This is a genomic window from Scytonema sp. HK-05 (assembly GCF_963872035.1).
Lineage (GTDB): Bacteria > Cyanobacteriota > Cyanobacteriia > Cyanobacteriales > Nostocaceae > Kalymmatonema.
This window is the reverse complement of record NZ_CAWMYC010000127.1, coordinates 1-22,421: the sequence shown is the minus strand read 5'-3', so window position 1 is coordinate 22,421 and position 22,421 is coordinate 1. Positions and strand designations below refer to the sequence as shown.

Genomic DNA, 22,421 nt, shown 5'->3' with positions numbered 1-22,421 from the left:
AGATGTCCTTTAGTGCCATCTGGTTGCGTAATTACACGGTTTTGAGTGATGCGTAGCAAACACTGCCAGTTTTTGGCGCGAGATCGTCGAAGATAAGACGAAAATACTACCTCTATCTCCCACGCTCACCCACTGCGAACCCGTTTCTGGTGCAGGTGCGCAGCCAATAGATTCAACCATCTCTGCCCAAATCTCGCCTTCACTATCAGTTCTCAACAGTTCTGGGACAACCTCAGCTTTATCATTGTTGTCAAATCCACGCAACCACGGCATTTGTCCTGCTAGTCCCAAAATTAGAGGGTTTGCTGGTGTCGGTACAATTGCAAGACAACTATGTAGCATGATTCCTTTTCCCTTACCATCACCAATGTGTCCTAACCCTTGAACCTGTTTTTGGTGTGTGTAATCAAGTTCGGTTGTATCCTGAACAAACAGTACAACCTTGCCTTGGTGATTCTCAGCCGTTGTTGTCGTCAAGTTAATATGTGGTTCGAGCAAGGCGGCGTGAGTCACATCTTCAGTTGCAAACAATCGATACGCCGCTCTAATTTCATTCCAACCCTGCATGATATCCGGTAGACTCGCTTGCGGATTTTCTGCCATTGCTGCGCCGATGGCGTTCGCGAAGCGTGTGCGAAGCACTCTCGCTCGTTTTGTACGTCGGCTATCTCCCAACTGCGCTGCTCCCCACTGCGCCTGTGCCCAACTCCGGACATCTGTAAAGTTTTCCAACATCATTGTCTCATATAGAACTCCCCCACTACCACTTTAAAAAATGTTGGTAATGACAAGGGCTTTAGACCCAGTTTTTTGGTAAAAAGATTTTTTCCGAGACGCATAGCGCGAGGAAAAAAGGCGTCCTTGTTTCAAGCCCCCAATTTCGGTTATAGGGATTTCAATTTTGAATTGGTATAAAGTCCAGAACAACACTAGCAGGGGAAAAAGCAGCTTGTTCCACTTCTGCAAAATAGTTTTGGGGATTGCGGTCACGAGGTCCCGGCGAGCGAAAAACAGCACGAGCGTATTTACCACGCGTAAACGAGGGGGCTTGACGATCAACACCTCAGCTTTGCTGTTTTTCTCTTCGCAAGACGGCGTCAAGAACGAGCCGACCGATGGGAATCAGAGGATAGGCATGTTGGCTCACCCGGCGGCTCCCGGAGAATGTCGGGAGCATCGACGGTTTTCATGCCGTATTTCTTGAAGAGTTCCTGCACCTTATGTGAGTTCATCTCTGGCAGATTTAAAGGTGGCAGAGTACGTGTTGTGGCGGGCACTCCCAGTTCCATCACCACCTGCTCAAATCCTGCCGGCTCGTAGAAGTTGAGAACACGCGCTGTTTCAGTGTCAACGCGGAAGCTGTGTACCGTATTACGCGGAATCGAAACAAACGCTCCCGTCGATGCCTTTATGGTCTGCTCTCCAACAACGAAGGTAGCTTCTCCTTCTATTATGTAGAACGCCTCGTCCTGCCACTCGTGTATGTGGGGCGGAGCACCCGAGCCTTTTGGGCAAAGTTCCTCCATTAACGAATACTGTCCTGCTGTCTGGTCGCCAGTGGCGAGCATGAACCAGAGGATATCTACGTGCCAGAAGGCAGGCGCGTCGGTAGAACTTACAAAATAAGGTTTCGCTTTGTTACTGTTGTGCATATCATTCTCCACGAATAACCTTCTTCACTACACTCGACACATATAAGTAGGTCAGTGCTATTAAACAAATGAATATAAACTTTTTTGACCTCTCCCTGCGGCTAAAGCCGCAGGGATTCTAAACTCTTGCTACGAGGGAGCATCTATTGCCATCCCTCTGGGCTTTTTAGTTTTGGTTTCCCAGATACGAAATCTGGTAGCAAGGGTCAAAACTTGCCTACAGACCAAGACTCCGGCTTAAACCTAATTGTGTCTCTACTTTCTTGAGAATATTTGCTGCACCGTTCAAATCAGCGTTGATAAGTTTTCCTGTACCAGTGCGGTACATCCCGCGTTTAACTCGTTTTCCGCTCTTGTTCCACCCTTCAGGTTTTGCGCCGAAAGTAGGCAGAAAATCACCATCTAGAAAAGACGATTTGCTAGTGTAGGATTCTTCAGTTTCAACAAATTTGATACCGTAGTACTCGCACAATTGCTTTACTCGTTCTTTGAGTTTTGCTGTTGGTATCTGTACAAAAGATTGAGTTGTTCTACCAAGTTGTGCTTCTTGTCGTTGTCCTTGGTTCCACCCAAAAACAACTACACCAATCTGATGTTCAATACAGTGGTCAACAAGCTAAGGTTTAGTAAAGGTTAAGGGTTTTGGGTAAGCTTTTCTTACCAGCCCTAAGGGCTGGCTTTTCTTACCCTTACCCTGACTCTTCCTATGCCATTCCACCGGTGATATGAATCACTTGCCCGGTAATCCATCCACCTTCGTCAGAAGCAAGGAAAGCAACTACATTGGCGATATCTTCCGGCGTTCCAACTCGTCCTAAAGGCGAAAACTTCTTCATTTGTTGATCAACGGACAATTTTGAATCTGGATCGCGATAGAGAGCCGCGTTCTGTTCGTACATATCGGTTTTGGTTGCTCCCGGCGCGATCGCGTTGACTGTGATTCCGCGTGGACCAAGGTCAACTGCTAAATTGCGAGCAAATGCTTCGATTGCGCCCTTGCTACCGCCGTAAACAGAATGATTAACAAAACCCTTGCTTGCACTTATGGACGAAGTGCAGATCAGTCGTCCACCATTTTTCATCTGCTTGGCTGCTTTCTGCATAGCAAAAAACTGTCCTCGTGTGTTAACAGCAAAAGTTTTGTCAAATTCCTCTTGTGTGACCTCTTCAAATGGTCCAAAATGTTCGATACCCGCATTGCTGACAAGAATGTCCAGTTTGCCGTACTTCTCGACAGTTAGTGCAACTAATTGCTCGCTTTGGGCTACATCGCTCATATCAGCCTTAATTGCGATCGCTTCGCCGTTCTGTTTCTTGATTTCGTTGACAACTTCTTCTGCTTTACCAAGGCTACTGCTGTAATTGACGACTACTTGAGCGCCTTCAAGCGCCAACTTCATGGCGATACTTCTTCCAATACCACGGCTCGACCCAGTAACAATAGCTACTTTTCCTTCCAGTCTTTTCACTTTGAACTTCTCCTAAAGCTGTATCCGCAAATTGGCTGTAAATATTCCCAAATTTTTTCCCAGATGTCCGCTTTCTGCCATCGGTAAAAGCGACTTGATACTGTCTTCCAAGAGCCAAACTCTTGGGCCAAATCTCGCCACGATGCATCTGTACGTAAAATCCATAAGATTCCGTTAATGACTTGATGGTGGTCATTATTTGGGCGTCCTGTTCTTGGTTTCTGTAGAGCGAGTAGCAATAACAACTTCTCCCACTGCTGGTCGGTCAAAATATCTCTACTCACAACTTGCACCAAGAAAAATTGATGGCTTTTAGTCACTCAGTACTAAACCAAAAATCCTTTCTGACCGCGATAAAAGCCAATATAAATCATGTAGCGATTAGAGTGCAGATTTTTATATTGTACGGATATATACGGTTAGGTGCAAGATATGAGCCTCTGACTAGCCGCGAAAATCGCCGCTAGCAACTTTTGAAAGATGCACCTGCATTCTTCACTTTCTTCTCGCCTTGCTCTGTAAGCGTTATAAAATCTGCATCTTAGGAGTCTAGCCATATTGAAGAGATTATCGTTCATATGCAGGCATACCTTAAATAGGCACGAAAGATATAACTATTTTCATAGTTTATAAACTTTATAACTAGTAAACATTAACAAGTTAAGGAAGAACTTAAGGATTTGAATAAAACAGAAAATATCTACCCGAGTAATCTTAGAGCAAATTGCTGACTCAGAGCCAAAGTACTATACCAGGACTTACGCAACTGGCACACAGCAAGATCGACTACCCTTGCAATACGTGGAGTGCGATGCCGAAGGCAACGGCTTAAGCCGTATCGGCTGCACAAGAAAAAGTGGTAAGTAGGTGCAGGTAAATCAACTAAACATAACTGTATGCTGATATAGCTATTGAAGAGAAATATGTGCTAAGAATCAGCTCGTTGGTAAGTAATGATGATGATTATAAAGATGCCAACAGCAGTTGCGATCGCCAACTACAATATATGATAGTAAAATCTTGTCCAAAGTCTTAACTAAAAAGCTTTTAAGGGTGAAGGGGTGAAGCACTATACGCCCTTCACCCCCCTCTTATTTGATGAGCATTATAGATAATATGTATATTTAAAATAGATTGTCTTTGTTGTTCTCAAATCAAATAGATTTCCGTCAATAATAAACAGAACTTAATAGATAGCTTCATAGAAATATTTTCGTTCCAAACACAGACTGAGGCTATGATGTACTAAATAGGTTTATAATTATAACTCCCTACTAGTGAATTGAATATTGAATCTAACTAACTTCGTAACATTATCAGGTACTGATTTTATGAAAGCGGAATCTTTGGGAGGCATAACCGTTTTTTCGACCTCGTTCTTCCACAGCTGCAATCACTGCCATTGCCAACTCATATTCATCTTCAAACATACGTCCAGCTATTTCATGTTCTTTGATTTGATGCCACTCATTCTCAATCCGATTCCACTCACAACAGTATTCTGGTAAATAGAATAAGAAAAGATGCTGCTGCTCCCACTGTTGAGTTTTTGCTTAAACAGCAGTACTTTTATGAATTGAGTAATTGTCTAGAACAATAACTGTGTCTTGTTGTGTCATATGCCACCATGTATGGGCGCTCTTAGCTTGTGACTCCATGATTTTTATAAAACTAGCGCTACTAATTCCCTTGACTGCCAAACCATACTCAAAACTGACTCCCGGCTGAAACACTCCTAAAATACTGATTCTTCTAGGACGGCGTTTTCTTTGAAATAAACATTTTTGTACTCCCTTTTTTGCCCAAGTTTAACTAACACTTGATCAACCACTAAAGCCGGATTCATCTAAATATTTAATTCGCATTTTTCCACAAGCGGCTAGCACTGTGCTATATCAAAGTCTGCTTGTTTATAATTCTTTCTTGTTTGATTTTGTTTGTTTTTGTTACTAGTACACTATGGCGTAAATAGAGCAACCCTTCGGGTTCACCAGTCGCCTAGGTCGGGAAACCCTCCTGCATAGCGCTGGATCACCATTTAAAATCCCCAAAAAGCCGATTCCATAATACTTTTGAATGCGTGAATGCGTGAATGCGTGACTTCCGCCTTGCGGTACTAGCTCTTGTCCGTTTCCAGATATACTTTCGCTTTTTGAGAATTTCTCGAATTTGATGTTCACTCAAATTCACCTGTCGATGCTTTTTTAGAAGTTCCCTCAGCTGACGACTGCTGTAGGTACGTTGCTCAGTTAAAAGTTTTTCTTCTAAATACTCTATGTCTTGGCTTTGCCATCGGCAACGTCTCCCTCGACGCGAAGCACCCCACAAACTATCGAATCCGCCTCTATACCATCGATGTCAAAGTGTACGCACAGTCTGAGGATTCCATTTTAAGTATTCTGCTATTTGTCTCACTGTCCATGAGCGTGCTGATAACCGTAGTGCTGTAGCACGGCAACGAGTTCTTGGCGATATATCGTTTGCTTGCGATACTAATCGTAGAAGTTCATCTTGTTGAGGTGTCAAGTCAACTTTTAAGGGCGCTGGCATGATTTTACAAAGTAACAACATCTGCAACTCAACCTAATTATCCCAAAACTTGAAACTCTCAAAACAATTACAGTTAGCTCTGCTTAGAACTTAAATATAATGATCATCATATAGGAAGGTGAAGGGCGTATCGTGCTTCACCCCTTCACCCTTAAAAGCTTTTTAGTTAAGACTTTAGACAAGATTTTACTGTCATATATTGTAGTTGGCGATCGCAACTGCCGCTCTTCATCTTTATAATCATCATCATTACTTACCAACGAGCTGATTCTTAGCACACGTTTCTCTTAAATAACTATATCAGCATACAGTTATTTTTAGTTTATTTACCTGCACCTACTTAAAGGACGACGCATTTATCTACACAAAACGCAAGGGCCCTCGCCCTTCGGGTTCGCAGTCCTCTGGGCGTGGGAGACCCGCCTGCTTTCTCTGTCTCACCAAATCAAGCAGGATTTTTAGGATAATTGAGAATTTATTCTAAAAATCCTGCTTGATTTGGCTGCCTCCACGAGTATTCGTGCAGCGCAGAACGATTAATCGTAATAGGGCCCTTGCGTTTTGTGCAGGTTTTTCCCTCGACTGGCAAAACAGGTCGTGCGATTGCGATTCGGGGCACTGCGCAACAGTGCAATCGCCTGCGTAAAATCCGTACACCTCTACCTCCCTTATTTCCTGTTGCCTGTTGCCTGTTGCCTACCTCTACGAGTCAATTCACAAATCAAACCGGATTCCTATAGCATTACAATGTTCTTGCGCAATTGAGAATACACGCTGTTTCCGCGGTTGGGTAAAACTATTTTTCAGAAAACTTTATCAACAGCCTTAAGTTCAACATTAACGTGTGGATCTTCGCTGGTAAAGACAGGTTTGAAGCGAAATAATACTAATGATAGTATTTCTCTTCTTTAATGCCGCATACCTCAGTAAAAGGCAAAGGCGAAAAGTTAACTTTTTATTCTCTTTTTGCCTTTACCTTATTTCTCAATTCCCCTTCTCTTGTTCTCTGCTCCTTAGCCTACAGGAGAAAATAACAGTACTCATCCCACGACTTGATGAACGCAAGGCTTTACGCCCCTAAGCAAGTATCTGTCGCATTGTTTGTCAAAATTAGTATAACTTTTGCAATCAGATGGGGCATCGTTTTCACATCTCCACAGGATGTTGCCCGTAAAATGGTAATGCTTCTGACCAGTTAGGACGCTGCCCTCGTTGCCAGTCTAAATATGCTAGTTGCAACACGCTTGTCACTGTCGCTGCTAATCCAGATTGGGCTTCAATGAGTTGATAATCGGTATTGCAGGTTGCTAATTTGTCCTGCCATGCTTCTGGTGTCATCACAGTATCTGGTACTAAAACCTTAAGTTCAGAAGCATCTGGGGTGGGTTGATAAATAGCCCCGAAAACTTGACCTCGTTGGGCGGGCATTTGTACGGCTATGACCTGATCCCCCCCTTTATAAGGGGGGTTAGGGGGGATTTGTGACCATACCACAGCTGCCAAAGTAGAAATGGCAAATACAGGAATGCCTAGCTGTTGCCCCAAAGTGCGGGCGGTAACAACCCCAATGCGAGTTCCAGTAAAACCTCCTGGTCCCTTTGCTACAGCAATGAATGCCAAGTCTGCCCAAGTTTGCGGTTTAATAAATTCAACTAAATATTGATGCAAATGACTGGATAAATCACGATCTAAATCCCAAACTTTAGAACGGGTTTCGCCAGCAAAGTTATTGATTGCCAAACCCAATTCACGAGTCGTGGTGTGCAGCCCTAGTCCGTATTGCGTTGGTTGGAGATGTTCCAGTTGGGTGGTCAAAGCTAATTCAAATATAAGTATTTGCTAACAATTAAAAACCTTTTTATAAGTATTAACTCATTTTTCGCTCATTTTGATCTGAGTTTTCATGCATATTTACCGAAAAAATGGGTTTAAAGCCCCGTCCTTCGTTTGACGGCTTTCTCTATGATAGAATATTTTGCGTAGGGTTTTTCCACGTAAAATACTAGTTGTAGAGTTTAAGGCTAAAGGAAAAACAACTCAATACTCTGCCATCGATGAGGCGATTAGGACGGTTCAATTTGTCCGCAACCAGGCTATCCGCTACTGGATGGATAACCGAGGCGTAGGACAGAAAGAGTTGTATCGCCTTAGCAAGACGTTGAGAGCGGAGTTTCCTTTTGCTAAAACCTTAAACTCCAGTGCTTGCCAAGCGGCTATCGAAAGAGCCTATAGCTCAATAGCAAGGGTACACGATAACTGGAAAAAGTCTATTCCAGGAAAGAAAGGCTATCCACAATTTAAGAAGAATTGCCGCTCAGTTGAGTACAAAACTTCAGGGTGGAAACTTTCGATAGATAGGAAGCAGATTACTTTCACGGATAAAAATGGAATTGGTAAGCTTAAACTCAAAGGGACGTGGGATCTAAACTTTTACCAAATAGAGCAGATAAAACGAGTAAGGTTGGTACGTCGTGCCGATGGCTACTACGTTCAGTTTTTGGTTGATGCCGAAAACAAAATAGATACGAAGCCAACAGGCAAGACTATTGGATTAGATGTAGGAATCAAGGAATTCTACACTGATAGCAATGGTCATACCGAACCGAATCCTAAGTTTTATCGAACTGGCGAAAAACGCTTGAAGTTTAGACAACGCCGCGTTTCTCGTAAGAAAAAAGGCTCTACCAACCGCAAGAAAGCCATTAATAGATTAGGGCGAGTACACCTCAAAATAAGTAGGCAGCGTGAAGAACATGCCAAGAGAGTGGCACGTTGCGTAATCCAATCTAACGATTTGGTTGCCTACGAAGATTTGAGGATTAAGAACTTAGTCAAGAATCACTGTCTCGCCAAATCGATTAATGATGCAGGTTGGTATCAATTTAGAAAATGGCTGGAGTATTTCGGAGTTAAGTTCGGCAGAATAACTGTAACAGTCAATCCTGCCTACACTTCCCAACAATGCTCTAATTGCGGCACTCTAATCCAAAAGTCTTTGTCAACAAGAACCCATGTTTGTAAATGTGGATTTGTGTTAGACAGAGACTGGAATGCAGCCATTAATATTCTGAAGTCAGCCTTAAGTACCACAGGGCATGTGGGAACTTGGGTCAAAGACCGGAACGCTTCGGGAGATTCGACCTCTACTCAGGTTGGAGCAATCCTGCCTGAGCAAGTTGGGTCTGTGAACGAAGAATCTCCGCCCTAGAAGGGCGGAGAGTGTCAAAAGGCAAACAACCTGAACCAAATGGCACGCTTGTTAAGGTGGAAACTTTAATCAGCAAGACTTACCTGAACTTTACCTAAACTTTTCCAGAGCTTAGCTGTATCGACTATAACCAGTTGATGGCAAAAACTGAGATCAGAACGAATGGAGTGAAGTTTATCTGAGATGCCCTGTTTGAAAACCAAGACAAGTTGAGTGGATCTCTCTATGTCACAACTGCTAAAGCCCTGAATTTGGATCTCAAGCGGTTTAACCAGGACTGTCATAGCAGTGCTGCGAGTGCGGTAATTGAGAAAGATGTTAAATTGACGCAATAGATTGGAGTTGATGGTACTCCTATGCTTGCAATGAATGGAGAGCCAATAAGCCCATCTGTTCAACTTGCTGAACTCAAAGCACTTCTGACTCGTTTGAGGAAGTCATAAAGTTGTCGTTAGAACTTCTTTGCGCATTGATTCAAACATAAAAATAATCACGACTACCACACTAAACAGCAGTAGCCGCGTTTAACACACACAACACAACTCATTATCAAGTTGGCACCAACTCACCAGGACGTAACTTCGACCACTTACCCATTTCGCGCTTAAAGCTGAGACATCCTACAACATCCCATTCCATTTCAATGACATCATCGCGTGTGCGGATGTTGACATTGATGGAGGGTTCATTCGGCTCAAAATTTGGCGTTTCGGTCAAGTGAGGTTGTTGGTGCTGCGTTTCTACCGCATGGTAGGTAATACAGCGGTCTACATAGTGGCAATTGACACAAACACACATAATTCAACCAACTCCGGGGATCTTTATTGATAATCTAGCTTAAGCCCCATTGTTATTCACTAGTCGCTGGGTTTATTTTTATTACGATGGACTGTTCAGTTCCTTCTATGCTTTCCCCAGAAAATTGGCCTTTTAGTTTGGAATTATTGCCACAACCTACTTACATGGTGGGTGGTGCTGTGCGGGATGCGATTTTGGGAAGGACTCGCGAATATTTGGATCTGGATTTTGTTCTACCATCTGATGCGGTGGAAGTCGCCCGTAAAATAGCGACACATTACAAAGCTGGTTTTGTGTTATTAGATCCACAACGACAAATTGCTCGTGTTGTGTTTCCCCACGCTACAGCAGATTTTGCACAAGCTGAAGGCAATAGCTTAGAAACAGACTTGCATAGGCGGGATTTCACAGTAAATGCTATAGCATACAATCCCCACACTCAAGAAATCATTGACCCTCTGCAAGGCTCTATTGATTTGCAACAGCGTCTTTTGCGAATGATATCACCTGCGAACTTGGAAGACGACCCCTTGCGGTTGATGCGGGCATATCGCCAAGCTGCCCAACTCGGTTTTACAATTGAGCCAGATACTCAGGCAGTAATTCGCTCTTTGGCATCACACATCACAAAAGTTGCCCCCGAAAGAGTGCGGGTAGAATTAGGCTATATGCTGGCAAATGCTCAAGGAAGTCCCTGGATTGCAAGTGCTTGGGAAGATGGTTTACTTACTCCTTTCTTTAAATCCGCCACAAAAGAAAGTGTGACTTCATTGGCGGTGGTTGACAAAGCAGGTTCTCAACTTGCCGAAATTTGGCCACAACTTGGGGTGGAACTTGCCAAATATGTACGCGATACCGTCAAAACAACTTGGTTGGGAATAGCTAAACTTGCAAGTCTAGTCAACCCGGAACCAGAAACAGCCGAAATAGAGTTGGTGGAACTCACCTATAGTCGTGCAGAAATAAAAGCGGTAACTACCGTCTTAAGGCTGTTACCGCAACTTAAAGCACCCCTGATGTCCTTGCGAGAAGAATATTTCTTATTCCAAGAAGCGGGACTTGTGTTTCCAGCGATCGCCACTTTAGCAGTCGCACACACCATATCCGTAGACGCCATGTCTGACGACAACGCCTTAAATATGTACGCACCCTTAATTACCCGCTACTTTAACCCTGATGATCTGGTTGCTCATCCCACAGTATTACTTAGTGGGAAAGATCTTATGTTAGCACTGAAAATTCCTGCTTCGCCACTCGTCGGTCAACTTCTTACAGAAATTGCCGTGGCACAGATTGAGGGGAAGGTTTCCACGGCAGAACAAGCGATAGAGTTTGCATCTGGGTTGTTAGGGATTAGCGATTAGGGAATTCCCACTCAAGAGTCAACAGTCCCCTTCACGATTTCTGAATTTAAAAAAATTTCATCTAGCGATACAGCGGTGATTTATCTATTCCTCCAACTTGATTCAGAGGCCAAAAGCGAATAACAGCACGTCCGATAATGTTCTCGCGGGGAACAACACCCCAGCACCGACTATCATAGCTACTGTTACGGTTATCTCCTAATACTAAGTATGAATTGGCTGGTATGGTGACCGGTTGCGATAGGAAAGGTGGTTGCTGACCTGATGTGCAAACATCGATGGCTGTACGCTGTCCAGTTGCTAAGTACTTTTCTGGCAGGGCTTTGTTATCGATATAAACTTTGCCATTCCTAAGTTCTACCTTTTCTCCTGGTAAGCCAATGACACGCTTAATAAAGGCATCTTGGTATTGTTCTTTTTGTAGCTCTTGTGTAGGGGAAAATACTACAATATCGCCTCGCTCTGGGTTAGAAAATTTATAACTTAATTTATCGACAATAATTTTGTCTGCCTCCCACTGGTTTGGAGTACCGTGTAGGGTTGGTTCCATCGAACCAGAGGGAATCCAACGCGCTTCAGCAACAAAGGTGCGAATTCCCAGGGCTAGGACGATGCTTAATACAACCGTCCTACTGAGTTCTGCAAGCCAAGAAGAATTATTAGGTTGTGGGTGGCTAGAGTTATTATCAGACACTTGATTTTGCATGAAATTACAAAAGTAATGGCAATAGAAGCAGGTGATTCACTTGCTCAAGCAGAGATCGTGTATTTGTTTATCTTAACTTTACAAATTAGCTCTTGAGGTTATGTACTCATCTTCACAAGGTTCTCCGTTAATTAAGAAGAATAAACTTTTTGTAATAAACAAGACAAATCTTCAGGGAAGAGTTCAACTAAGTTTAACCTATAAGCATAGTTATGTGTTAAGCTCAACTCTTGTTTTAACGCAGTTGACCGCATGTCATCTCCTAGGAGTTTGCTGATTCGTCGCGCTCGCATAATATTACCCAATGGTGAATCGTTTGTTGGGGATGTGCTGACGCGTGATCGCACGATAGTCGAAGTTGCACCAGAAATTTCTCCTGCAACGTCAACCATAGAAATTGACGCAGAAGGGTTAACTTTGTTGCCAGGAGTCATTGATCCACAAGTCCACTTCCGGGAACCAGGACTGGAACACAAGGAAGATTTATTTACCGCTAGTTGCGCTTGTGCCAAAGGGGGAGTCACCTCATTTTTGGAAATGCCGAACACACGCCCCATAACCAGCACCCAGGAAGCTCTTGATGACAAGCTACAACGAGCTTCGCAAAAGTGCTTGGTTAATTATGGCTTTTTTATCGGGGCAACGGCAGAAAATTTGCCGGATTTAGTTCAGGCAAAGCCAACTTGTGGGATCAAAATTTTCATGGGTTCAATGCATGGACAGTTGCTGGTTGACCAAGATGCTGCCTTGGAAGCTATATTTTCTGAAGGCGAGCGTTTGATTGCCGTTCATGCTGAAGACCAAGCTAGAATCAAGGAACGCCGCAAGGAATTCGCTGGAATTCATGATCCTGCAGTTCATTCCCAAATTCAAGATAATCAGGCAGCGCTCCTGGCAACTCAGCAAGCATTAAGACTTTCTAAAAAATACCAACGTCGTTTGCATATTCTGCATATGTCAACAGCAGAAGAAGCAGACTTACTGCGTCATGATAAACCAAGTTGGGTCACAGCAGAGGTGACGCCCCAGCATTTACTTCTCAATACCAGTGCGTATGCAAAGATTGGCACCTTGGCGCAGATGAATCCACCTTTGCGATCGCCCCACGATAACGAAGTCCTTTGGCAAGCTTTGCGTGATGGGGTGATTGACTTCATTGCCACAGATCACGCACCGCATACTTTGGAAGAAAAAGCTCAAGAGTACCCAAACACTCCCTCCGGGATGCCTGGTGTAGAAACTTCCCTACCTCTGATGTTGACAGCTGCAATGCAGGGAAAATGTACTGTTGCTCAAGTGACTCACTGGATGTCACAAGCCGTAGCTCAGGGATATGGTATTCCAAATAAGGGGGCGATCGCTCCTGGCTATGATGCCGATTTAGTGCTTGTAGATTTGAATACCTATCGCCCTGTGTTACGCGAGGAATTGTTGACCAAATGTGGTTGGAGTCCTTTTGAAGGCTGGAACCTCACTGGATGGCCTGTGACCACTATAGTAGGCGGTCAGATTGTGTATGAAAAAGGAAAAGTACATACACAAGTACGGGGTCAAGCCTTAACTTTTCGTCATTAGTCAAGCCACTGAGCTTCGCTTGGTGCAGTCAACAATCCAGAATAGGGACATAGGGCGTAGCCGCTACACCTAAAATCACGCGGGAGCGAGGTCACGCCCCGAAGTATGAGGTCAAGGAATTAAAGGAATTGACCTCATACGTCATTTATATCGGGGTGGAAATGCGACGCGGCGTTATTTTTAGCCGTCATGATTTCTTGCCCAAACCTCAATTAACTCACTGAAACTGGTATTTTGTCGTATTGTTTTTTCAACGTCTTCTGGAGACATCGGCATATGTCATATTTGACGCTACATCTTGTTTCATAATAAGCGACACCTCAAACAAAAGAAATTATCTTAGTGTAACAAAAGATATTTTTTATAGAATATTTACTTAGTCTGAAAAATATTTTGCACCATTTTTTTATCCACAGTCACAGCCGCTTTATCCAACTCGGCAATCTCGCTAGAATCTAATTGCCAACCCAAAGCACCAATATTCTCCTTTGCCTGTTCCACACTCTTTGCTCCAGGGATCGGAATGGTTCCTTTACAGATGCACCAATTAGTTGCCACCTGCGACATCGTCTTGTTTCTTGATTGAGCGACTTCTCGTAAACATGACAAAAGCGATCGCACTCCTGGCAATATCTGCCTAAACAGCAAACCTCGGATGCCTTTTGGAAAAGGACCGTTTTCTGAGTACTTCCCTGTCAACACTCCTAATGCCAGAGGGCTGTAGGCAATGAGTTTTATCCCAAGCTGATCACAAACGTCTTTCAGCCCTAATGTCGTCACAGGATAAGTGGACAGCAGAGAGTACTGAACCTGTAAAGTAGCGATTGGAACTCCTCGCTCAACAAATTTTTGATGCACCTGTTTGAGCCGTTTCGGTCCGTAGTTGGATAAGCCCACTCCCTTAACCAGTCCTTGCTCGTACAAATCCGCAAGACCATCCAAAAGCGCTCCTTCCTGCCAAGGAGCATAGTTTGCCGTAGACCAATGCATCTGTACCAGATCTACATTTCTTCCCAAGCGCTTGGCAGACGCCTTGCCAGCAGACACCATTGAGGAGCGTGTCAATCTCCACGGATAAGCAGCAAGCTTTGTGGCAATGCAAATATTTTCTTTACCTGAACCAAGATATTCCTTAGAAAAGCGTCCCAGGAGTTGCTCACTGCGCCCATTCAATCTCCCAGTTCCGTAAGAATCACCCGTGTCAAATAAGGTTACGTCGTTACTTACACAAAGGTTAAAAACGGCTTGCAACTGGTCATCCATGCTTTCGTCGTATCCCCAGAGCAGACGGTTTCCCCATGCCCAAGTTCCGCAGCCCATAGTTGGAAGGTAGAGTTTTTGGCTAATTTGCATATTTACTGTTTGTAGATTTTCACAATCTTTACAAATACTTTTTAAGTAATTCCGCGAAATTCCCCATCCCTCTTACAGGCTGGGCGAGGTTGCCGGAACAAGGAGATAACGCCCTCTGACCATATTTTTGCATAGTTACAACAGCCGACGAGTGAGTAATTAATCTTTGGGATATAACGCAGTATCTTCGTTTCACAGATTTAATGGTAAAATATGAGACATGGAAAAAGCCTACTACTGAATCAGATTTTAAGTTACTGCTAAAAAAGACTATTTTGCCTTGTCAAACTCGAGAACTTGATGGAAGCTAAACAAGCAAAGCTTTCACTCGCTCAACTGGTCTTCAGCAAATAAGGTAGGGCTAGACTCACATGCAGCAAACTTCTGGCGTAAGTTCTAATGACTTATTAGCGATCGCTATTTACAAAGAAAGCTGTAGTGGGCACTACTAACCTACCAACTGCGTCTACCATCTTACTGTGCTAAGTCTGGTTCAATTTTTCGGATGCAACGATTTGATGGGTCGCATTGAATGAACAACTACCAACTAACCAAGTCTCTAATAAGCATAAATACTTGTAGACTATATGACGAGTAGATTTCATCACAAAAGCATGCGATGGCGCGTGTGGGTAGCTGATACATCATTCAAGCCCATGAAATTACGTTTCATTGCTCAAGGTTGGCGGCGATTGCACTCTGTGCAGCGCCCTAAAGGGCGATCGCTCAAGAGTCTTTTTCCACTCCTGGTTCTGATATCGTTCGTTACAGTACTGTTGGTCGATAGCCTCACTCCTGCGATCGCCCAGCTACCCCGTCAGGAGATTCGCGGGGTTTGGATGACGAACAATGATTTTGACATCCTCAAGGATCGAGCCAAAGTGCAGGATGGCGTGAGTCAATTGAGGCGGCTGAACTTCAACACGATCTATCCAGTGGTGTGGAATTCTGGGTATGTGATGTATCCCAGCGCCGTGGCAAAACGTGCTGGTATCCAACCGTTTGTCTTGCGAGGTTCAGATGGACGTGATATTCTCGCAGACCTGATTACCCAGGCACATCGCCAAGGCTTGTTGGTGATTCCCTGGTTTGAGTTTGGCTTCATGGCTCCCCCGACGTCGGAACTTGCCTTGAATTATCCGGATTGGTTCACGCAAAAGCGGGATGGCAGCGAAACTTCGATCAGTGCGGCTGGTGAGGTTGCATGGCTCAATCCCTTCCATCCAAAAGTGCAGCAGTTTATCACCGATCTCGTACTGGAAACCGTCACCCAATATGATGTTGATGGCATTCAGTTTGACGATCACATGAGTTTGCCCCACGAATTTGGCTACGATAAATACACAGTTGCGTTGTATACTCAGGAAACCAAGAATAGTCCTCCGACTGATCCCCAAGATCCGGCATGGATGCGCTGGCGGGCAGATAAAATCACGGCATTCATGGTACAACTCAATCAAGCTGTGAAAGCGAGAAAACCCAACGCGATTTTCTCCATTTCTCCCAATTACTATGACTTTGCTTACAAGTTCCAACTCCAAGACTGGCTTGCCTGGGTGCGGCTGAATATTGTGGACGAGCTGATTGTGCAAATTTATCGTCCTAATCTCCAAAGTTTTATCGCCAATATTTCCCGTTCAGAAATTCAAGAAGCGCAACAAATCATTCCAACTGGAGTTGGTGTTATGGCAGGGTTACGAACTAACCCAGTTTCAATGCAACAAATTCAGTCCCAGGTGCGGGCTGCCCAACAACGAGGCTTGGGCGTAGCCTTCTTTTACTACGAAAGCCTCTGGAACTCTGCTCCAGAGCCAGTTGCACAGCGGCAAGCTGGATTTCAAACCCTCTTTCCCGCTTTCGTGGTTCGCGCTAGAGGCAGAATTGAATCACTCGACACACGTGCACAAGAACCATAGCGGCTTGTCATTAGCGATCGCAATTATGCGGGCGCTCCGCGCCATCGCTCTTGCCCAAGATCATACAACAGAGGGATTGCTTGATGTGTCGGTAGCTGAGTAACACAGGCGATCGCAAAGGTGCCAGTGCCGGAGCCAATCGCTTCAGGGTGCCCTGAAGCGCCAGAAACTACCAAGTCTTAGAATTCACATAATGGTTACTTTGTAAAGTGCGTAACTTCTACTAATTACCCCACATATCGGGAGTTTTAGGATATGAGTGGAATTTCTTCATATCATAATCAATATTGTCCAAAAAGATAGCGAAGCTTTGTCGGCTATATTCTCCCTCTAGAACTGAAGTCAAAACAATAATAGGGGGACTATCTTCGAAGGAACAAATGTGTGCCTTCACGAATAAGAAGATACTATTTAGTTCATTGACGTACATATATAGCGGAATGAGGTCATTGTAAAACCTTTTTGGAAACGCATAAATAATTTGAGCCATCACACCAATATTTTGCTTCAGTAGAATTAATTGGAGCAAATCCCTTCTTGGGTGACGACAAACAATAGAGAATTGATCTTCTTCCTCTACAGAATACCCCAAAAATTCACAGTGGTTCTTGTAGTACTCAAGAGCATGGGTAATTGACATCTTTTCTAGCTTTCTTTCTGGTTAAGCCATTTTGAACCTCATTCTGAAGTAGGGGACACGACTGCAACAGCTCAGCACAAAGTTTCTGATCTTAGGAGGGAACGACAGAATTTACCGTTCCTCAAAAGTAAATCAGTCTTTTAGGCAACTTGCTGCTCAATTTCTAGTGTTCCCCAACTGCAGGAAAATCTAACGGCTTAGCTCACCAGTGACAGTTAGCAGCTTAATTTATGTGAATGAGTTCCTTGCACTATGAAGGAAGGGCGTTATCTTCAAGAGCTACTGATACTGCCCCGCACCCCAATATCCGAGGCGATCGCTTTACAAACAAAGCCAAATAGGAGTGCAGCGAACTTGTTAAGCTGAATCTGTGTACTTGAAGCAACCGACCTCCGATTCTGATCGTTTTATAGATACATCATCACCCAATTGACATGAGGTCACCCTACACGATACTCATGAATTCAATGTCTATGGTTAAGTTTCTTACAATGCAAAGTTTTTTTAATTTTCGGTTTCATCAGCACAAGGAGCGATAGACATGGATGCCAGCTTGATCATATCCAACATTCTGAATCCGCCAATCCTGTTTTTCTTCCTGGGAATGACAGCCGTTTTTGTCAAGTCTGATTTGGAAATTCCTGCACCTGTACCCAAACTCCTGTCGCTTTATCTGCTGTTGGCGATTGGGTTTAAGGGAGGAGTTGAACTGATCAAAAGTGGAATCACTCAGGAAGTGGCCCTGACGCTCTTGGCAGCCATGTTGATGGCATGTTTTGTCCCAATTTACACCTTTTTTATCCTCAAACTAAGGCTGGATACTTATGATGCTGCAGCGATCGCCGCAACCTATGGTTCTATCAGTGCTGTCACGTTCATCACAGCTAGTGCTTTTTTAACTCAGCTTGGCATTGCTTTTGATGGCTACATGGTGGCAGCTCTTGCCCTAATGGAATCTCCAGCTATCATTGTTGGTCTGATCCTGGTAAATTTATTTACTGTTGACCAAGGCAAACCACGGGAAACTGCCTGGTCTGAAGTTTTGCAAGAGGCGTTTCTAAACAGTTCAGTCTTTCTCCTGGTTGGTAGCCTCGTGATTGGCGTTTTGACGGGAGAACGCGGTTGGAAGGTTTTGGAACCCTTTACTCAGGGGATGTTTTATGGGGTTCTTACCTTCTTTTTACTGGACATGGGACTGGTTGCTGCTCGAAGAATTAAAGACTTGCAAAAAACCGGATTTTTCCTCATTTCATTTGCGATACTAATTCCAATACTCAATGCAACTATTGGGTTATTGATTGCCAGATTGATTGGTATGTCTCAGGGAAATGCGCTGTTGTTCGCTGTGCTGTGTGCGAGTGCCTCTTACATCGCTGTCCCAGCAGCTATCCGGATGACTGTCCCGGAAGCGAATCCCAGTCTGTATGTTTCTACTGCTTTAGCAGTGACATTTCCGTTCAATATTATTGTGGGAATTCCGCTATATCTGTACGGGATTAACCTGTTGTGGAGGTAATAATATGCACTTAGTTAAAAAGATAGAAATTATTGCTAACTCCTTTGAGCTTGGCAAAATTTTAGATGGTTTAGATAAGTCTGGTGTAAATGCTCATATTGTGATCCGAAATGTTGCCGGCAAAGGATTATCAGGCACGAGGGAAGATTTAGACATGACGATGCTTGATAATGTTTATGTGATTGCATTCTGTATGCCTGAGCAAATCAAGCCTGTTGTGGAAAAGATCAAACCCCTGCTTAATAAGTTTGGAGGTACTTGTTATATCTCGGATGTCATGGAAGTTCGTTCTGTAAGATGTGTCGCGTCGATGTAAGACAATCATGAAGCCAATGAAGCATTTTATGGAACGTCGTAACTTCTTGAAGTTGGGAGTCACGGGGGCATTTGGTTTAGTGGTCACTGCGAGTGATTTGGTGTGGCAGGTTGAACAGGTTAAAGCCGCCGAATTGCCCTCTGCGGCTCCTCAATCCCTCAGTCCCGATGCCGCATTGCAAAAGCTAATGGAGGGAAATCAGCGGTTTGCTCAGCATCACCCTCAATATCCCGATCAATCTCAGGCTCGATTGCAGGAAGTCGCTCAAGCTCAACATCCATTTGTAACCATCCTGAGTTGTGCGGATTCACGAGTGCCGGCAGAAATTGTTTTTGATCAGGGCATCGGAGACATCTTTGATGTTCGTATTGCCGGAAATATTGCCATCCCCGAAGCAATCGGTAGTATTGAATATGCGGTTGTCCTGTTAGGTACTCCTGTGCTTATGGTGCTGGGTCATGAACGATGCGGGGCAGTTACCGCAGCTGTACAAAACGAAGCCCTACTCGGTGATATTAGTAGCTTTGTTAAGGCAATTAAGCCAGCCGTGGAAAAAGTCAAGGGTCAGTCGGGGGACGCAGTTGAAAACGCTGTGGTAGCAAATGTGCAGTATCAAATTGAACGGTTGAAGCGATCGCCACTCTTGACTGAGCGGTTGCAATCCGGCAAATTGAAAATTGTCGGAGGTCGTTATGATTTAGATACAGGAAGCGTGACTATTGTTACGTAAAATTACATAATTTACAACATCTTGCTGACAACATCCCAAGCCAAGCGTTGAACTATTGCAGCATCTATTTGCGTCAAACTCTCTAACTCAAGTGTTTTTCCTTCTTGTGGAGTCCCAAATTGAGTGTCGTAGATACGATAACTCAATCCTACTGGACTCTTTTGATAGAATGTTGCATAGAACACACACGCTGCTACATACGATCCAATAGGACTAGGGTGGCTTTGATCCGGATAGTAAAGATCCAATTTTGGATTCTCCTCCTGAACTTTTTGCCACGCAAGTCCTACAGGTGCAACCTTGGCTCTCAGTTCTCTGGCAATCCTCGTGTAGGAATCGGTCAGTATTTGTTGCGTTTCTGGTCGATTCTGCCTTGCCCAGGTTAGGTAGAAAACCGTTCGGGCGTTAACTCGCTTAATCTGGGTATCAAACAAACGGGCATACTGATACATGACCTTCGGATGGGTAATGGGTAAAGTACTCTGTTCTTGCAGCACTACGTAGTCCCATCGCTCATTCTGAATTCGCCTAAGTGCTTCACCCCGCTCCCAATGACTTTTCAGCGTAGCCCCACCAACTGTAACCATATCAGTTTCCAGCGTTCTAGTTTCTCCCGCCGAGACGGACAACTGTTGCGTCAACCAGGGAAGGTCATTGACATAGGTATAGCTGTTACCAATAAATAAAACTCTCAGCGGCTGCTCATTGGATACTCTAAAAGCATTTGCATCAACCTGTTTCCCCATCATCCCCATGCAGGTAACCACCGAAAATAGAATTAACCCAATCCGATATCCTATCCTTCTTTTTTTCATGACTGCTGAGACTTTTGTAACATACCTAAAATGATGCGGGAGGCAGATAGCCCCGAAGTAAGAGGTTCAATAAATTAAATGAATTGAACCTCTTACGTTATTTATATCGGGGTGGAATGCTGACACGGGCAGATTTATCTGCCGTGATATTTTCTTATTAATTGCTCAATATATTCGCTACGACTTAGATTGTTTAAGACCGCTTGTTGTTCTATTAGTCCCCATGTTTCAGTTGTTAACCATATGCCTTTCTGTTTTTTCAAAGAATCATAGAGAACTGGATTATTTTTTACTCGTTTTTTCCCTTTACTGGTTGTCACTTTTAGAACCATGCATTAAGCTAAATATAGTATATAAGAAACAAGGAGGTGATTAGATCTGCCACGAAGTACGTAAGGATTCAGGTCTAGAATTAAAACATAAGAGACGGACCTGGGAAAGAACTACCAGAGTGTGCTTTCAAAGCTTGTACGAAAAAATTAATCACAGACCGACCTTGACGGCGACAAGTTTGTACCACCGTCAACAAATTAGCAGTATGTTGAAATCGTTCCATTGAACGGGAACCACCACTAACTTTACGTTTTGTGACCGCTAGCCGTAGCGTTCGCGAAGCGTGTCCGAAGGACTCTCGCTCCGCCAAGTTATTATCTGGAGGTACTTCAGGGTGGTTAAGAAAATACCACCATTGTTTAGCTTTTTGGTGTAAGTTCCGTAACAGATTGCCTGCGGTTGCTCCGGCGTGCTCAATCCATCGATTGAGCGTCAATTGCACCTTGGTTTGAAACTGCTGCGCCCAATCATTGTAACTGAGCGCATCTCTGGAAAACTGCCATTGACGATAATTGCGGAAAGCTTCGTCAATCAGGTTGACAAATTCTGAGCGCAAAGCGCACGCTACGCGAACGCCAATTGCGCGATTATGTTGTCCCGGAAGTTTAATGAGCTTCAAAAAATGACGACGCAGATGTGCCAGACATTTCTGCTGGGCGGCAGCGTTGTAGCCGTTGTAAACACTGTAATCGTCGCTGCTAAGTACCCCACGATACTCTGTTCCTAAGAAGGTTTCTAATTCGGCACGCGAACGCGTATCTGCCGCTCGGAACAAACAGAATTGCGGATGGGCTATCACCCATAACCATTCTTTTAAGCCCTTAACTGACCAAGGGGTTTCATCGACGTGTACGTTAGGTTGTTCCAGTTTTACCCACTCACCCAACTGTGTGACAGGAGATGCAATCGCTTGTTCCACCCGTTGATTGGTCGCAACCAAAGTTCCTACGCCAACGTCAATTTGTCCCAACTCCCACAACATTTCTTGTTGTTTTTCGTAGGGCAAATGACCATAATTTCCTATCCATCCCAGAAAAGCTTGTAATCTTACTCCCAAATCTTGACCTGGAATAATTTCGTTTGACCACTCGGCAGTTTGTATTGCATCACAATGCCGACACTGACAACTGTGACGATGATACTCAACTATTTCTATTGGACGTTCTACTAACTGCGCTACTTGCTGTTTTTCGACTTTAACTGCGGAAGCTACAAACTCTGTATGACCACAAGCCAAGCAAACTTGGGGACGCAGTACTTCGTATCTGTCTACTCTCCCAAATCCCTTACGCGTTTTTCCCGTATGCCCTAACTGTCCCCCTGGTTTTCGCTTTCGATCATTGGTTTGCGATTCACTTTCAGCTTTCTTGTTTTCTGATTTTTTCAGTAAGTCACTTGATGGCGGTTTTGAGGAAGTCTTACTATCTAGTGCAGGCTGGCAAAAATAACTGACCAGTGATAGATGTTGGCTCGAGTACTG

At 44.1% G+C, this 22,421-nt stretch carries 22 protein-coding genes and 3 pseudogenes; 8 read left to right on the top strand and 17 right to left on the bottom strand.

Features of this window, described 5'->3' with window-relative positions:
- Positions 1 to 9: 9 nt before the first annotated feature.
- The 11 genes and pseudogenes from AACT52_RS27985 to tsaB form a co-directional block, all read right to left on the bottom strand.
- Entirely contained in the window at positions 10 to 738 is a 729-nt protein-coding gene (locus tag AACT52_RS27985) for an IS4/Tn5 family transposase DNA-binding protein (RefSeq protein ID WP_083630582.1), read from the bottom strand.
- Positions 739 to 895: 157 nt separating this feature from the next.
- Positions 896 to 982: pseudogene (locus AACT52_RS27980) on the bottom strand (catalase); the annotation flags it as partial.
- Positions 983 to 1,097: 115 nt separating this feature from the next.
- Positions 1,098 to 1,664 (bottom strand): quercetin 2,3-dioxygenase, encoded by a 567-nt coding sequence (locus tag AACT52_RS27975; protein WP_339375007.1) that lies wholly within the window; start codon positions 1,662 to 1,664, stop codon positions 1,098 to 1,100.
- Between the two features lie 205 nt (positions 1,665 to 1,869).
- Complete coding sequence (locus AACT52_RS27970; protein ID WP_073634106.1) at positions 1,870 to 2,124, bottom strand: zinc ribbon domain-containing protein; 255 nt, start codon at positions 2,122 to 2,124, stop codon at positions 1,870 to 1,872.
- Between the two features lie 232 nt (positions 2,125 to 2,356).
- Positions 2,357 to 3,121 (bottom strand): SDR family NAD(P)-dependent oxidoreductase, encoded by a 765-nt coding sequence (locus AACT52_RS27965; protein WP_073634105.1) that lies wholly within the window; start codon positions 3,119 to 3,121, stop codon positions 2,357 to 2,359.
- The gene (locus tag AACT52_RS27960) at positions 3,118 to 3,441 is read right to left on the bottom strand and encodes a transposase (RefSeq protein WP_083630578.1); all 324 of its coding nucleotides are present in this window, start codon (positions 3,439 to 3,441) and stop codon (positions 3,118 to 3,120) included. The genes AACT52_RS27965 and AACT52_RS27960 overlap by 4 nt, the downstream gene beginning before the upstream one ends.
- A 996-nt stretch (positions 3,442 to 4,437) precedes the next feature.
- Positions 4,438 to 4,641, bottom strand: a pseudogene (locus AACT52_RS41545) (transposase); the annotation flags it as partial.
- A gap of 33 nt (positions 4,642 to 4,674) precedes the next feature.
- Positions 4,675 to 4,854, bottom strand: a complete 180-nt coding sequence (locus AACT52_RS41540) for a hypothetical protein (protein WP_083630576.1) — start codon at positions 4,852 to 4,854, stop codon at positions 4,675 to 4,677.
- Between the two features lie 298 nt (positions 4,855 to 5,152).
- A pseudogene (locus AACT52_RS27950) lies at positions 5,153 to 5,467 on the bottom strand (helix-turn-helix domain-containing protein); the annotation flags it as partial.
- Positions 5,468 to 5,479: 12 nt separating this feature from the next.
- Positions 5,480 to 5,671, bottom strand: a complete 192-nt coding sequence (locus tag AACT52_RS27945) for a helix-turn-helix domain-containing protein (protein ID WP_073634103.1) — start codon at positions 5,669 to 5,671, stop codon at positions 5,480 to 5,482.
- A 1,146-nt stretch (positions 5,672 to 6,817) separates the two neighbouring features.
- Positions 6,818 to 7,486 (bottom strand): tRNA (adenosine(37)-N6)-threonylcarbamoyltransferase complex dimerization subunit type 1 TsaB, encoded by a 669-nt coding sequence (gene tsaB / locus AACT52_RS27940; RefSeq protein ID WP_073634102.1) that lies wholly within the window; start codon positions 7,484 to 7,486, stop codon positions 6,818 to 6,820.
- Positions 7,487 to 7,670: 184 nt separating this feature from the next.
- On the opposite strand from tsaB, the gene AACT52_RS27935 reads away from it, so the two are divergent.
- Both AACT52_RS27935 and AACT52_RS27930 read left to right on the top strand, forming a co-directional pair.
- The gene (locus AACT52_RS27935; protein WP_073634140.1) at positions 7,671 to 8,879 is read left to right on the top strand and encodes an RNA-guided endonuclease InsQ/TnpB family protein; all 1,209 of its coding nucleotides are present in this window, start codon (positions 7,671 to 7,673) and stop codon (positions 8,877 to 8,879) included.
- A 209-nt stretch (positions 8,880 to 9,088) separates the two neighbouring features.
- Positions 9,089 to 9,214 carry a hypothetical protein gene (locus AACT52_RS27930; protein ID WP_158054790.1) on the top strand — a complete coding sequence of 42 codons (126 nt, stop codon included), beginning with the start codon at positions 9,089 to 9,091 and terminating at the stop codon, positions 9,212 to 9,214.
- Between the two features lie 214 nt (positions 9,215 to 9,428).
- Here the strand turns inward: AACT52_RS27930 and AACT52_RS27925 are convergent, their stop codons facing one another.
- Positions 9,429 to 9,677 carry a Ycf34 family protein gene (locus tag AACT52_RS27925; RefSeq protein ID WP_041035262.1) on the bottom strand — a complete coding sequence of 83 codons (249 nt, stop codon included), beginning with the start codon at positions 9,675 to 9,677 and terminating at the stop codon, positions 9,429 to 9,431.
- Positions 9,678 to 9,763: 86 nt separating this feature from the next.
- On the opposite strand from AACT52_RS27925, the gene AACT52_RS27920 reads away from it, so the two are divergent.
- Positions 9,764 to 11,041, top strand: a complete 1,278-nt coding sequence (locus AACT52_RS27920) for a CCA tRNA nucleotidyltransferase (protein ID WP_073634101.1) — start codon at positions 9,764 to 9,766, stop codon at positions 11,039 to 11,041.
- A 61-nt stretch (positions 11,042 to 11,102) separates the two neighbouring features.
- On the opposite strand, the gene lepB is transcribed toward AACT52_RS27920, so the two are convergent.
- Positions 11,103 to 11,747 (bottom strand): signal peptidase I, encoded by a 645-nt coding sequence (lepB, locus tag AACT52_RS27915; RefSeq protein WP_073634100.1) that lies wholly within the window; start codon positions 11,745 to 11,747, stop codon positions 11,103 to 11,105.
- A 252-nt stretch (positions 11,748 to 11,999) separates the two neighbouring features.
- Here lepB and AACT52_RS27910 point away from each other — a divergent pair, with 252 nt between their 5' ends.
- Positions 12,000 to 13,322: a dihydroorotase gene (locus tag AACT52_RS27910; RefSeq protein WP_073634099.1), complete on the top strand. Its 1,323-nt coding sequence runs from the start codon at positions 12,000 to 12,002 to the stop codon at positions 13,320 to 13,322.
- A 372-nt stretch (positions 13,323 to 13,694) separates the two neighbouring features.
- Here the strand turns inward: AACT52_RS27910 and AACT52_RS27905 are convergent, their stop codons facing one another.
- Positions 13,695 to 14,675 (bottom strand): aldo/keto reductase, encoded by a 981-nt coding sequence (locus AACT52_RS27905; RefSeq protein ID WP_073634098.1) that lies wholly within the window; start codon positions 14,673 to 14,675, stop codon positions 13,695 to 13,697.
- A gap of 587 nt (positions 14,676 to 15,262) precedes the next feature.
- On the opposite strand from AACT52_RS27905, the gene AACT52_RS27900 reads away from it, so the two are divergent.
- The 4 genes from AACT52_RS27900 (at position 15,263) to AACT52_RS27885 (ending at position 19,793) form a co-directional block, all read left to right on the top strand.
- Entirely contained in the window at positions 15,263 to 16,591 is a 1,329-nt protein-coding gene (locus AACT52_RS27900) for a glycoside hydrolase family 10 protein (protein ID WP_083630572.1), read from the top strand.
- Positions 16,592 to 17,772: 1,181 nt separating this feature from the next.
- On the top strand, positions 17,773 to 18,747 hold the full coding sequence (locus AACT52_RS27895) for a sodium-dependent bicarbonate transport family permease (protein ID WP_073634095.1): 975 nt from the start codon (positions 17,773 to 17,775) through the stop codon (positions 18,745 to 18,747).
- Positions 18,748 to 18,751: 4 nt separating this feature from the next.
- Positions 18,752 to 19,063, top strand: coding sequence for a P-II family nitrogen regulator (locus tag AACT52_RS27890; protein WP_073634094.1), 312 nt, complete (start codon positions 18,752 to 18,754; stop codon positions 19,061 to 19,063).
- A 28-nt stretch (positions 19,064 to 19,091) separates the two neighbouring features.
- Entirely contained in the window at positions 19,092 to 19,793 is a 702-nt protein-coding gene (locus AACT52_RS27885) for a carbonic anhydrase (protein ID WP_073634093.1), read from the top strand.
- An 11-nt stretch (positions 19,794 to 19,804) separates the two neighbouring features.
- Here the strand turns inward: AACT52_RS27885 and AACT52_RS27880 are convergent, their stop codons facing one another.
- The 3 genes from AACT52_RS27880 to tnpC all read right to left on the bottom strand — a co-directional run.
- Positions 19,805 to 20,608 (bottom strand): DUF4886 domain-containing protein, encoded by an 804-nt coding sequence (locus AACT52_RS27880; protein WP_143172895.1) that lies wholly within the window; start codon positions 20,606 to 20,608, stop codon positions 19,805 to 19,807.
- 134 nt (positions 20,609 to 20,742) lie between these two features.
- Entirely contained in the window at positions 20,743 to 20,928 is a 186-nt protein-coding gene (locus tag AACT52_RS27875) for a hypothetical protein (protein WP_073634139.1), read from the bottom strand.
- Between the two features lie 92 nt (positions 20,929 to 21,020).
- The coding region (gene tnpC / locus AACT52_RS27870) for an IS66 family transposase (RefSeq protein WP_143172894.1) at positions 21,021 to 22,421 on the bottom strand (1,401 nt) is incomplete at its 5' end.

What these genes read in the sequence shown, in the direction of transcription:
- AACT52_RS27985 (WP_083630582.1), bottom strand. Translation starts at nt 738, where the DNA reads ATGATGTTGGAAAACTTTACAGATGTCCGGAGTTGGGCACAGGCGCAG.
- AACT52_RS27945 (WP_073634103.1), bottom strand. Translation starts at nt 5,671, where the DNA reads ATGCCAGCGCCCTTAAAAGTTGACTTGACACCTCAACAAGATGAACTT.
- AACT52_RS27925 (WP_041035262.1), bottom strand. Translation starts at nt 9,677, where the DNA reads ATGTGTGTTTGTGTCAATTGCCACTATGTAGACCGCTGTATTACCTAC.
- AACT52_RS27920 (WP_073634101.1), top strand. Translation starts at nt 9,764, where the DNA reads ATGGACTGTTCAGTTCCTTCTATGCTTTCCCCAGAAAATTGGCCTTTT.
- lepB (WP_073634100.1), bottom strand. Translation starts at nt 11,747, where the DNA reads ATGCAAAATCAAGTGTCTGATAATAACTCTAGCCACCCACAACCTAAT.
- AACT52_RS27910 (WP_073634099.1), top strand. Translation starts at nt 12,000, where the DNA reads ATGTCATCTCCTAGGAGTTTGCTGATTCGTCGCGCTCGCATAATATTA.
- AACT52_RS27905 (WP_073634098.1), bottom strand. Translation starts at nt 14,675, where the DNA reads ATGCAAATTAGCCAAAAACTCTACCTTCCAACTATGGGCTGCGGAACT.
- AACT52_RS27900 (WP_083630572.1), top strand. Translation starts at nt 15,263, where the DNA reads ATGACGAGTAGATTTCATCACAAAAGCATGCGATGGCGCGTGTGGGTA.
- AACT52_RS27895 (WP_073634095.1), top strand. Translation starts at nt 17,773, where the DNA reads ATGGATGCCAGCTTGATCATATCCAACATTCTGAATCCGCCAATCCTG.
- AACT52_RS27890 (WP_073634094.1), top strand. Translation starts at nt 18,752, where the DNA reads ATGCACTTAGTTAAAAAGATAGAAATTATTGCTAACTCCTTTGAGCTT.
- AACT52_RS27885 (WP_073634093.1), top strand. Translation starts at nt 19,092, where the DNA reads ATGGAACGTCGTAACTTCTTGAAGTTGGGAGTCACGGGGGCATTTGGT.
- AACT52_RS27880 (WP_143172895.1), bottom strand. Translation starts at nt 20,608, where the DNA reads ATGAAAAAAAGAAGGATAGGATATCGGATTGGGTTAATTCTATTTTCG.